Below are 12,440 nucleotides of genomic sequence, written 5' to 3' on the forward strand. Positions count from 1 at the left end.
TCTCGGGCTGTGTTTTCACAGCCCGTTTTTGTATATCAGGAATACAGCTCAACAGTATGGAAATTATTCTAATTACAGCCGCTTTTTTAGCTGGTTTTATTGCGCTTAAATGCAGCCTCCCTCCCCTCGTTGGTTTTCTACTAGCTGGATTTGGCTTGCATGCATTTGGTTACCAAAGCAATGACGTTATCGTCACTCTCGCAGATCTTGGTGTTACTCTTCTTCTGTTTACTATTGGACTCAAACTCGATGTAAAAACCCTGCTGTCCAAAGAAATATGGGGAGGGGCAACCGCCCACAACATACTCTCTACCGCTTTTTTTGCCCTAGCGTTATCCGGCTTAAAACTACTGGGCTTGACTTCGCTAGCCAGTATGGACGGCAGCCAAATCCTGCTTTTAGCTTTTGCACTATCGTTCTCTAGTACCGTTTTTGCCGTAAAAGCATTGCAAGAAAAAGGCGAAATGAACGCGACCTACGGCACACTCGCGATCGGTATCTTGGTTATGCAAGACATTTTTGCCGTAGTATTCCTGACTGCTTCAACCGGAAAAGTCCCAGAATGGTATGCCATCGGTTTGTTCGCACTGCCTTTCCTTCGTCCCCTATTCTATAAGCTGCTCGATAAAGTTGGCCACGGCGAAATGCTGGTGCTATTCGGTATTTTCTTCGCGCTTGTTGTCGGTGCTGGGCTATTCGAGTTGGTCGGGATGAAACCAGACTTGGGCGCGCTAATTTTAGGCATGCTACTCGCAGGTCACCCAAAAGCCTCAGAACTATCCAAGTCATTATTCAATATGAAGGAGCTCTTTTTAGTCTGCTTCTTTTTGAACATTGGTTTATCCGCCTCATTGAGCGTGAATGGCGTCGTTCTCGCCCTGCTATTTATCTTACTGCTACCAATCAAAGGACTCTTGTACTTCGTCACTATTAATCATTTTAAGTTTCGAGTACGTACCTCTTTGCTCGCCTCTTTATCACTATTTAACTACAGTGAGTTTGGTCTTATTGTTGCTGGGTTGGCCTATAAAATGGGCTGGATGCCAAGTGATATGCTTGCTGCGATTGCGGTTGCGGTGTCGGTATCCTTTGTAATTTCCGCGCCACTTAACCGCCTTAGCCATAAAATTTATCAACATTCAGGTAAGTGGCTGCAAGAGACAGCGGTAGAAAAGCTCAATCAACGCGACCAACTCATCAACCCAGGTCATGCCCAAGTATTGATCTTAGGTATGGGGCGTATTGGAACGGGCGCTTATGATGAGCTACGTTCACGCTATGGCAAAATTTCATTGGGTATAGAAATTCGTGAAGACGCTGCACATCATCATCGTTCAGAAGGAAGAAATGTGATTTCTGGTGATGCCACCGACCCGGATTTCTGGGAGCGAATTTTAGATACAGGTCATGTAAAACTGGTTCTGCTTGCAATGCCACATCATCAAGGTAACCAAACAGCACTTGAGCAGCTTAAACGCAGAAAATATAAGGGGCAAATTGCCGCTATCGCCGAATACCCAGATCAATTGGAAGGCTTACTTGAAAATGGCGTTGACGCAGCATTCAATATTTATAGTGAAGCTGGTAGCGGTTTTGCTCGACACGTCTGTAAACAACTTCAACCTAAATTCACACCAATTAAATAAGCAACAGCACTGATATTTTTCGGAAGGCTTTCTATTGATAGAAAGCCTTTTTTGTATAGTTTTTATACCAAACCTTGATCTCATTCACCAAAACAACGGTTGAGTTAAATATTTTCCATACAACAAGGCCTTTTATCATTTTTTTAATCACAAAACGTTGCTTTTTTTATTAGTAATGGCAAATTTAAACCATACCGATTAGAAATTGTTTAGTTTAGTAAGGATGTAGTATGTGTTCAGTATTTGGCATTTTAGACATTAAAAGCGATGCAGCCGCATTGCGCCCTATCGCATTAGAGATGTCGAAAAAACTTCGTCACCGTGGCCCAGACTGGTCTGGGATTTACTCTTCAGAGCGTGCTATTTTAGCGCACGAGCGCTTGGCGATTGTTGGTCTAAATAGTGGTGCACAGCCGCTATACAGCCCTGATAAGAAGCTCATCCTTGCCGTCAATGGTGAAATCTACAACCATAAAGAAATTCGTGCTCGTTACGAAGGAAAGTACGAATTTCAAACCGATTCAGACTGTGAAGTCATTCTTGCACTTTACCAAGATATGGGTGCAGATCTCCTTGAAGAACTAAACGGTATTTTCGCTTTTGTGCTCTACGACGAAGAAAAAGATGAGTATTTAGTCGGCCGTGACCATATTGGTATTATCCCTCTTTATCAAGGTCACGATGAGCATGGCAACTACTATGTGGCATCAGAGATGAAGGCTCTTGTTCCAGTATGTAAAACAGTAAGTGAATTCCCTCCTGGTAGCTACTACAGCTCTAAAGATACTGAGCCAACACGTTACTATGTTCGTGACTGGAACGAGTACGCAGCAGTACAAGGTAACAGCACTAGCAAAGAAGAATTGACTGAATCGCTAGAAGCAGCTGTTAAACGCCAACTAATGACTGACGTGCCTTACGGTGTGCTTCTTTCAGGTGGTCTAGATTCTTCTATTACATCTGCGGTAGCAAAACGCTTTGCAGCGATGCGTATTGAAGATGATGAAAAGTCTGAAGCTTGGTGGCCTCAACTGCACTCTTTTGCTGTTGGCCTAGAAGGCGCGCCTGACCTGAAAGCAGCTCGCGAAGTTGCCGACCAAATTGGTACCGTTCACCACGAAATGACGTACACGATTCAAGAAGGTTTAGACGCGATTCGTGACGTGATTTACCACATTGAAACGTATGACGTGACGACTATCCGCGCATCAACACCTATGTTCTTAATGGGTCGTAAGATCAAAGCGATGGGTATCAAGATGGTATTGTCTGGTGAGGGCGCTGACGAAATCTTTGGTGGCTACCTTTACTTCCACAAAGCGCCAAACGCGAAAGAGTTCCACGAGGAGACAGTGCGTAAACTGCTTGCTCTGAACATGTTCGACTGTGCTCGTGCTAACAAGTCGCTGGCAGCATGGGGAGTTGAAGGACGCGTACCTTTCCTAGATAAAGAGTTCATAGATGTAGCAATGCGCTTGAACCCAGCAGACAAGATGTGTGGCAACGGTAAAATGGAGAAACACATCCTTCGTGAGTGCTTCGAGCACTACCTGCCAGAATCGATCGCATGGCGTCAAAAAGAGCAATTCTCTGATGGCGTTGGCTACAGCTGGATCGATACGCTGAAAGAAGTAGCGGAACAGAAAGTGACAGACCAGCAGATGGAAACAGCTCAATATCGATTCCCATACAACACGCCAACGACAAAAGAAGGCTACGTGTACCGTGAAATCTTTGAAGAATTATTCCCACTTCCATCAGCAGCAGAGTGTGTACCAGGAGGCCCTTCAGTAGCGTGTTCTTCAGCGAAGGCGATTGAATGGGATGAATCGTTCCAAAACTGTGTTGACCCATCAGGTCGTGCAGTACAGACCGTTCACAACGATTCATACTAATTCTCTACGATAAAGATAAGGGTTGGTTCGTCCAACCCTTTTAAAACAGACAAAAAATTAGATACGATCAATTAGATACGATCAAAAAGAGGTGCTTTTGCACCTCTTTTTATGTTTGATGGAATTAGGCTATTTTAAATCTAAATCACTATTGTCTATGCTGACAGGCACACGCTTGGTGATCATCTGAACTAGCATAATTGAGCGTTTCTCACCATCTTGTTCTTGGAAGATGGCATCTATGCCCGCAAATTGACCGCTTTTAACTCTAATTTGATCGCCTGGTTTTGGCATGCATTCAGAAACGGTATTGTCATTACAACACTTTTCTAGCTGCATCAATTCGAAGACCAAGTCACCTTGAACTTCTTTCGGTTGAGCACCAAAACGCACAAAGTCAACAACACCTCGAGTAGAGCGGACTGAGGTGAAGTTTGGCCCTTGCTCATAATCAAAGTAAGCGAATACGTAACAAGGAAACAGCGGTTCCTCGACTTTTTGTCTTTTCCCGCGCAAAATCTTCTCAACTTCTACAGTTGGATAAAAGCACTCTACACCTTGATTTTTAAGGTGTTGTTTCGCCCTAACCTGCTCCCCACGTTTACAATAAAGTAGATACCAACGTTTCATCTTTTTACTAGCCAATTCTATTTTGTTTTTATCCTAGCATTAAGCCAAAGTTGAGTCATTGATATTCAGTTTATCTATAAAAGTATGATTATACATCGCTCGCATTAACGACATTTTTTCAGCAACTTACGATAAAGAAGTCCATATGCAAAAATGGAAATTAAGTTTGTAACACAACCAATACACCATCATATAATCTGCAAATTCAATCAAAAACAGCCACTTAACAAACAAAAATAGTCGAATGGCAAAATTTTATTATTTGTCACTCGTTGAATTGCATTGTATACGTAGAAGTCGTTAAAAAATGTAATAACTATTATTAGAAGAGCTTATGTCAAACCAACATCAATATTTTGGTCATCCACGTGGCCTGTTCTTATTGTTCGGCACTGAACTGTGGGAACGCTTTTCTTACTACGCAATGCGTGCCATTCTCGTGCTTTACCTTACTGATACAACAATGAATGGTGGCCTTGGCTGGTCAACCAAAGACGCATTAGACCTATACGGCATATACACAGGGCTTGTGTATATCACGCCTCTTATCGGTGGTTACCTAGCAGATAACTATTTAGGTCAACGTCGCTCAATTTTGCTTGGTGGCGCGTTAATGGCCATCGGCCAGTTTACTCTTGCACTTCCTGCTGATGCTTTAGGTATTGGTTCGCTACACAGTTTCTATTTAGGTCTTGGCCTACTTATCACTGGTAACGGTCTCTTTAAGCCAAATATCTCAACCATGGTTGGCGACCTTTATCAAGAAGGTGACAACCGTCGTGATGGCGCATTCACTATCTTTTATATGGGTATCAACTTAGGTGCATTACTTGCCGGCGTCGTTTCTGGCTCTGTGACAACCTCTTACGGTTGGAAAGCAGGCTTTGTTGCCGCTGGTGTGGGTATGCTGGTTAGCCTAGTGATGCAAATGGTACTGGCTCAATCATGGCTTGGTGATATTGGCCGCGAACCGGCGGCGAAACGAGATCTAAACAACAAAAACGCCACCACGAAGCAACCACTCACCAAAGAAGAAGTGAATCGACTAAAAGTAATTCTGGTCATGAGCTTATTCACTATTGTCTTCTGGGCAGGCTTTGAACAAGCTGGTGGTCTGATGAACATCTACACTCAACAATATACTGATCGCATGATTGGTGGTTTCGAAGTTCCTGCTGCGTGGTTCCAATCACTAAACCCATTTTTCATTATTACTCTAGCGCCAGTTCTGGCTGTCCTTTGGGTAAAACTGGGTAAACGTGAACCTACTTCGCCAGTGAAATTTGCGATGGCACTATTTTTCTTGGCGATTGGTTTCCTTTGTATGGTTGGCGCAGTGCTAGAACAAGGTGGAGATACAACAGTAAAAACATCGATGTTATGGTTGGTCGGCGCTTTCTTCTTCCACACATTAGGCGAGCTGTGTTTATCACCAATTGGTCTTTCATTGGTGACTAAATTAGCACCGCTTCGCTTAGCTTCACTTATGATGGGTGCATGGTTTGGCTGTAATGCGATTGCTAACTATGTTGCGGGCTATGTGGGCTCTCACGTAGGCGAGTTAGGCGCTATGGCTATCTTTAGTGGTATTGCGGTCAGCGCAACCGTAAGTGGCGTAATTTTGCTCCTATTCTCTAATACACTCGTTCGCTGGATGCATGGCGCTGAAAATACGCACAGTACGGCAGAGCAAGTAGAAGAGCAGCAAGTACAAGTTGCTTGATCGCTCAACTAAACGTAGAAAGGGTCGCTATTGCGACCCTTTTTTGTATCTAAAGTTTAGATTGAACTAACTCAACCATCATCTCGATATGAAGTTCACTATCGTTCAAACAAGGGATGTAGATAAAGTTTTCGCCACCAGCTTCAAGGAAAATCTCTTTACACTCTTCCGAGATCTCTTCCAACGTCTCTAAACAATCTGACGAAAATGCAGGGGTCACAACATTAATATTTTTCACACCCTTTGCAGGAAGTGCTTCTAGGGTCTTATCGGTATAAGGTTGAAGCCACTCTTCTCTCCCAAATCGGGACTGATACGTCATGCCAATTTGTTGTTCGCTTAAACCTAACGCTTCCCCAAGCAAGCGAGTCGTCTCTTCACAATGCTGTGGGTAAACATCACCATTGTCAGCATAGCGTTTTGGAATACCATGATAAGAACACAGCAGGTAATCTCCCTGACCATTCTTTTGCCAATGTTCACGAACTGAATGCGCTAACGCTTCAATATATTTCGGGTGATTGTAATAATCACGAATAAAGCTAAAGCCTGGCATCACAGGCAGGTTTTTAAATGCTTTAGTGATTCCGTCAGAAACCGCTGCCGTTGTTGTGCCCGAGTATTGCGGATACAACGGTAAAACAATGACTTCATCAACGCCTTGCGCCAATAGGGCTTCAAAGCCTGATTGTAAACTTGGGTTACCATACGTCATACCAAGCTCTACAGGTATATCAAGCTTTTGTGCTAACTTTTCAGTTTGGCGTTTAGAGTACACCATCAACGGCGAGCCCTCTTCCATCCATACTGATTGATAGAGTTTGGCAACTTTAGGAGCTCGGATAGGAAGGATAACGCCATGCAATAGTGGACACCAAAGCCATCGAGTCATGTCTACCACTCGGTGATCATGAAGAAACTGACTTAAAAAGCGCTTTACGGCAGGAGCGGTTGGTGCGTCAGGAGTTCCCAGGTTAACTAGGAGTACACCCTGTTTATTATTCTCTTTCATAACATCCTATTCATGGTAAACGGCTTGGTTCATATATTTAAGTAACCTCGAAGTAACGAATAGCCGAGCTGAAGTTAATTAGATATATGTTTACGAGTCAACTAAAAAAAGCGACCACTTGGGCCGCTTTCAATATATCAAAATATTAAATTTTTGACTTCAGCAAATTAAGATAGTGCTTTCTCGATATCCGCACTAACTTCAGCTACTTGCTTAGTACCATCAAACTTAAGGTACTTAGTCTTGCCTGCTTCAGCTTCTTTGCCGTAGTAGTTGATTAGCGGTGCAGTTTGCTCGTGGTAAACACCTAGACGAGCACGTACTGTTTCTTCTTTGTCGTCATCACGAACAACAAGATCTTCACCAGTTACATCATCTTTACCTTCCACTTTAGGCGGGTTGTAAACCACGTGGTAAGTACGACCAGAAGGAAGGTGAGCACGACGACCAGCCATACGCTCAACAATCACATCGTCTGCAACGTCAAATTCGATAACGTAGTCTACGTCTACGCCCATTTCTTTTAGGCCGTCAGCTTGAGGGATAGTACGTGGGAAACCATCTAGTAGGAAACCGTTTGCACAGTCTTCTTGAGCGATACGCTCTTTGATAAGACCAAGGATGATTTCATCAGAAACTAGCTGACCAGCGTCAATAACAGCTTTAGCTTGTTTACCAAGCTCTGTACCTGCTTTGATAGCAGCACGAAGCATATCACCAGTAGAGATTTGTGGAATACCGTATTTTTCCATGATGAAGTTTGCTTGTGTGCCTTTACCTGCACCTGGAGCACCTAGAAGAATGATGCGCATGATTTATCCTCTTTAATATTTAAGATTTATACCGAAGCTCACAATAGCTGACCTCTTAGACATCAAACCTGAGAAGCACCTGCAACGATAAGTTTCGGTATAACGTATATAGGCGAGCAAAAATACACGCCTTATTACTCACATTCAAGTCGCAGATTCTATCACAGGTTCTCTGAGCAAAGAGTGTATTAAGACTAAAGAATGTTAACAGTACCCTCTTTCACGCCCTATTGATTATTAACTCAGCACTTGAGATGCAAAATTTTGCGACAACAAACAAAAAGCTCGCGAAATGCGAGCTTTTTGATTTGCAGAGGTTATTACACCTTAGTCAAAAGTTGATTAACGGCTCCTAAGAACTCTGTTGGATCCTCAATAGAGCCTCGCTCCGCTAGCATTGCCTGACCAAGCAGAACTTCAACCCAGCGACCAAACGCTTCTTCATCGGCTTCGTCAGCCATACGCTTAACCAATTCGTGCTCAGGGTTTAGCTCAAAGATGTATTTCACTTCCGGCACAGCTTGACCAGCTGCCGCAAGAAGCTTCGCCATTTGAGTGCCCATTTCGTAATCGTCCGTTACCACAACAGCAGGCGTGGATGCGAGTTTGAAGGTCGTACGAACTTCTTTCACACGATCGCCTAGGTAAGACTTCGTGCGCTCTACAACCGACTTAAACTCTTCTTCGGTTTCTTTTTGCTTCTCTTTTTCTGCTTCATCTTCAAACTGACTTAGATCAAGCCCAGCCTTAGTGATTGACTGGAACTGTTTACCATCAAACTCAGTTAAGTAGTTCATCAGCCACTCATCAATGCGGTCGTACATCAAGATAACTTCAATGCCTTTCGCTTTGAACTGTTCTAAGTGAGGGCTGTTTTTCGCAGCTGCATAGCTGTCTGCCGTCAAGTAGTAGATCTTATCTTGACCTTCTTTCATGCGCTCAACGTAAGACGCCAAGCCCACAGTTTGCTCAGAAGAATCCACTTCAGTTGAAGCAAAGCGCAATAAACCTGCAACTTTCTCTTTGTTTGCAAAGTCCTCCGCAGGGCCCTCTTTCATCACAAGACCAAACTCTTTCCAGAATGATTGGTATTTCTCTTCGTCATTCTTGGCCATACGCTCGAGCATCGTTAGCACGCGCTTAGTACAAGCATTACGTAGAGACTGAGTCACTTTATTGTCTTGTAAAATCTCACGCGATACGTTTAGCGGTAAATCGTTTGAGTCTATTAAACCACGTACGAAGCGTAAGTATGACGGCATAAATTGCTCTGCATCGTCCATAATGAATACGCGCTGTACGTACAGTTTCAAGCCTGATTTGTGGTCGCGGTTCATCATATCCCAAGGTGCTTTCGATGGGATGTATAGTAAGCTCGTGTAGTCGTTTTTACCTTCTACACGGTTATGACTCCAGACCAAGGGATCGGCAAAGTCATGTGATACGTGCTTGTAGAACTCTTGATACTCTTCTTCTGAAATATCAGATTTGTTACGCGTCCACAGTGCTTGGGCTTTGTTGATTTGCTCCCACTTTTTCTCATCTGTTTCCTTGCCTTCGTCATCACGAACGACAGTTTGGATTGAAACAGGAATGCCGATGTGATCAGAGTACTTACTGATAACGTCACGTAGACGCCACTCATTCAAAAACTCTTTACCCTCTTCACGCATATGAAGAATGATGTCGGTACCACGTGACTCTTTGGTAATGTTTTCGATGGTGTACTCACCTTCACCCGCTGAGTGCCATTGTACCGCTTCATCAGCGGCTAGACCCGCAGCGCGAGTGCGCACGGTAACGGCGTCAGCAACGATAAATGCCGAGTAGAAACCAACACCAAACTGACCAATAAGCTGAGAGTCTTTGCTCTGCTCTTCAGATAGCTTTGAGAAAAACTCGGCTGTTCCAGATTTTGCGATTGTTCCTAAGTGCTCAATCACATCATCACGGCTCATACCGATACCGTTATCAGAAATGGTTAAGGTATTTGCGCTTTCATCAAACGACAGTTTCACGCAAAGGTCTGCATTACCTTCGTATAGATCTGGGTTAGATAACGCCTGAAAGCGCAGTTTGTCTGATGCATCTGATGCGTTAGAGATCAGCTCGCGCAAAAAGATCTCTTTATTTGAATAAAGAGAATGGATCATTAAATGCAGTAGTTGTTTTACTTCTGATTGAAAACCACGAGTTTCTTTATTTTGAGATACGGTTTCGCTCATGTGTGCTCCATAACATCTAAACTAATTGGCTTTTTCATAGGGACAAGTTTGTGACTTTCCCCTTGAAATCACCTTACCGAGATGTCATTTAACATGTGGCTGACAAATGTAAATTCAAGGTCAATATTGCTAAAAACGGTGTTTTTTTAGAAAATTTTAATTATCCTACCCGTCTAAAAGCATCTAAAATGTCGTGCGCACTCCAAGCGCCCCGGTAATTTTGTGACATAAATCACCATAATTACAACATCATCCATCTAAGAAGAACTAAATGACTAACATTGGCACCAAATTTCTACTTGCTCAAAGGTTCACCTTTGATCCAAATAGTAATTCGCTCGCTGACCAACAAAACGGCAACGACGTTGTACGATTAGGAAGCAACGAAAGCCGTATACTTCTGATGTTGGCAGAGAGACCAAACGAAGTTTTAACCCGTAACGAGCTTCACGAGTTTGTTTGGCGTGAGCAAGGTTTTGAGGTGGATGACTCAAGCCTGACTCAAGCGATTTCTACTCTGCGTAAGATGTTGAAGGATTCAACAAAATCTCCAGAGTTTGTTAAAACGGTACCTAAACGTGGCTACCAACTCATTTGTTCAGTGGAACGCTTGAGCCCATTTTCTACTGACTCTAACACTGACGTTGAAGAAACCGCTTCTGAACACGAAGCGCCAGCAGTGGAGTTAGAAGCGAGCGATATACCACCAACAGAGGTAGTGACCGATACTACTGCTGATCTTGAGCCTCAAGTAGAGCCGACTAAAACTCAGCCGAAGCCAGCATCTAACACGATTAACTGGCTACCGCGTATCATTATCTTTTTGTCTCTGCTGCTTCCTGTTTGCGTATTGTTATTCACGAACCCAGCGGAATCACAATTCCGTCAGATTGGTGAGTATCAAAATGTACCGGTGATGACACCTGTAAATCACCCTCAAATCAACAACTGGTTGCCCTCAATAGAGCAATGCATTGAGCGCTACGTGAAGCACCATGCAGAAGACTCGTTGCCAGTGGAAGTGATTGCCACTGGTGGACAAAATAACCAGCTGATTCTGAACTACATTCATGACAGTAACCACTCTTACGAGAACGTAACACTGCGTATTTTCGCAGGTCAAAACGATCCAACAGACATCTGCAAATAAAGGAGGCCAATATGAAGATTAAATTAGCATCTGCGGTTTTGGCCGTATCCGTTCTTTTCAGTAGTTGGTTGTATTGGGGAAGTGACCTAAAAGTGGAGCAGCTCCTCACAGCAAACGAATGGCAGTCGACCATGGTGACAGTCATTACAGACAGCTTGCCTGACGATACTGTCGGCCCACTACGCCGAGTTAATGTTGAATCAAACGTGAAATATCTCCCTAATGGTGACTATATTCGCGTAGCAAATATAAAACTATTCGCTCAAGGTTCAACCGCAGAATCAACGATAAATATCTCGGAAAAAGGCCGCTGGGAAGTAAGTGACAACTATTTGTTGGTCTCGCCTTCGGAGTTTAAAGATATTTCATCTTCTCAATCAAAAGACTTTTCCGAAGCACAGCTACGTTTGATTACTCAAATTTTTAAGCTAGATGCGGAGCAAAGTCGTCGTATTGACGTCGTGAACGAAAAAACACTATTGCTCACTAGCTTGAACCACGGTTCTTCGGTACTGTTTAAAAACTAATTTTGATTGGATGATAAGGGGGCAAGACGCCCCCTTTGTTTTACTTATGGATTGGCTAGATACCACTACTCTCTTTTTCGGTTCACTAATCGCCAACACGCTGGCTTCACTTTCTGGTGGCGGAGCAGGCTTGCTTCAATTCCCTTTACTCATCTTTCTCGGCTTGCCGTTCTCCGTTGCGCTAGGCACACATAAAGTGGCTTCGGTCGCTTTAGGCTTAGGCGCAGCAAGCACGCATTTAAGATCAGGCACTATTAAATGGAAAATCGCGCTCTACCTTATCTTGTCCGGTAGTATTGGCGTGATTTTAGGGGCTAACTTAATTGTACAGATCCCTGATGGTATCGCGGAAAAGATGCTCGGTACGATGATCCTAGCGCTGGGTATCTACTCGCGACTTAAGACATCGCTAGGCCAAGCTGAAGTAATACGCAACCGTCATCCTATTGGTTGGGTTATTGGTGGAATTGGCTTACTGTTTATCGGCATCATTAACGGATCTCTTACCGCAGGTTCTGGTTTGCTCGTGACACTATTTTTGGTGCGCTGGTTTGGTTACGACTACAAACAAGCCGTTGCTTACACCATGATTTGTGTCGGCCTGTTTTGGAATGGCATTGGAGGCATTGCCGTCGTACAGGCAGGGGCGCCTATTCACTGGGCTTGGTTACCTGTTTTATTGTTAAGCTCTTTTCTAGGCGGCAGTTTAGGCGCATGGGCCGCGACTCGATACAGTAACAGAGTGATTAAAGTTGCATTCGAAATTCTCACGTTTGCGGTGGGCATCAAGTTGCTGGTTTAAAAAGATTAAAAGGAAAGT

At 43.7% G+C, this 12,440-nt stretch carries 10 protein-coding genes; 6 read left to right on the forward strand and 4 right to left on the reverse strand.

The genetic code is table 11. From position 1 onward, the window contains the following. Positions 1-56: 56 nt before the first annotated feature. Positions 57-1,646, forward strand: a complete 1,590-nt coding sequence (locus L3V37_RS13005) for a cation:proton antiporter family protein (protein WP_005384981.1) — start codon at positions 57-59, stop codon at positions 1,644-1,646. Between the two features lie 230 nt (positions 1,647-1,876). After that, the gene (gene asnB, locus L3V37_RS13010; RefSeq protein ID WP_237306435.1) at positions 1,877-3,541 is read left to right on the forward strand and encodes an asparagine synthase B; all 1,665 of its coding nucleotides are present in this window, start codon (positions 1,877-1,879) and stop codon (positions 3,539-3,541) included. Between the two features lie 129 nt (positions 3,542-3,670). On the opposite strand, the gene rfaH is transcribed toward asnB, so the two are convergent. Next, positions 3,671-4,171 (reverse strand): transcription/translation regulatory transformer protein RfaH, encoded by a 501-nt coding sequence (rfaH, locus tag L3V37_RS13015; RefSeq protein WP_237306436.1) that lies wholly within the window; start codon positions 4,169-4,171, stop codon positions 3,671-3,673. Between the two features lie 334 nt (positions 4,172-4,505). Between rfaH and L3V37_RS13020 the strand changes: the two genes are divergently transcribed. Next, a complete protein-coding gene (locus tag L3V37_RS13020) occupies positions 4,506-5,894 on the forward strand; it encodes a peptide MFS transporter (protein ID WP_005382097.1) in 1,389 nt (462 codons plus the stop codon). A gap of 49 nt (positions 5,895-5,943) precedes the next feature. Here L3V37_RS13020 and hemH read toward each other — a convergent pair whose 3' ends face one another. The 3 genes from hemH to htpG form a co-directional block, all read right to left on the reverse strand. Next, entirely contained in the window at positions 5,944-6,906 is a 963-nt protein-coding gene (gene hemH / locus L3V37_RS13025) for a ferrochelatase (RefSeq protein ID WP_237306437.1), read from the reverse strand. Positions 6,907-7,073: 167 nt separating this feature from the next. Next, positions 7,074-7,718, reverse strand: coding sequence for an adenylate kinase (adk, locus tag L3V37_RS13030; RefSeq protein WP_005382094.1), 645 nt, complete (start codon positions 7,716-7,718; stop codon positions 7,074-7,076). A gap of 320 nt (positions 7,719-8,038) precedes the next feature. Next, the gene (htpG, locus tag L3V37_RS13035) at positions 8,039-9,943 is read right to left on the reverse strand and encodes a molecular chaperone HtpG (RefSeq protein ID WP_017819957.1); all 1,905 of its coding nucleotides are present in this window, start codon (positions 9,941-9,943) and stop codon (positions 8,039-8,041) included. 271 nt (positions 9,944-10,214) lie between these two features. Here htpG and L3V37_RS13040 point away from each other — a divergent pair, with 271 nt between their 5' ends. Genes L3V37_RS13040 through L3V37_RS13050 form a run of 3 tightly spaced genes read left to right on the forward strand, consistent with a single transcriptional unit; the run spans position 10,215 to position 12,422 of the window. Then, a complete protein-coding gene (locus L3V37_RS13040) occupies positions 10,215-11,093 on the forward strand; it encodes a transcriptional regulator (RefSeq protein WP_213905421.1) in 879 nt (292 codons plus the stop codon). An 11-nt stretch (positions 11,094-11,104) separates the two neighbouring features. Continuing rightward, positions 11,105-11,620 (forward strand): transmembrane regulator ToxS, encoded by a 516-nt coding sequence (gene toxS / locus L3V37_RS13045; RefSeq protein ID WP_005382091.1) that lies wholly within the window; start codon positions 11,105-11,107, stop codon positions 11,618-11,620. Between the two features lie 46 nt (positions 11,621-11,666). Continuing rightward, positions 11,667-12,422: a sulfite exporter TauE/SafE family protein gene (locus L3V37_RS13050; protein ID WP_237306438.1), complete on the forward strand. Its 756-nt coding sequence runs from the start codon at positions 11,667-11,669 to the stop codon at positions 12,420-12,422. The last annotated feature ends 18 nt before the right edge of the window (positions 12,423-12,440 follow it).

It is taken from the genome of Vibrio sp. D54 (assembly GCF_021728075.1).
In the GTDB taxonomy this organism is placed as follows: Bacteria; Pseudomonadota; Gammaproteobacteria; order Enterobacterales; family Vibrionaceae; genus Vibrio; species Vibrio alginolyticus.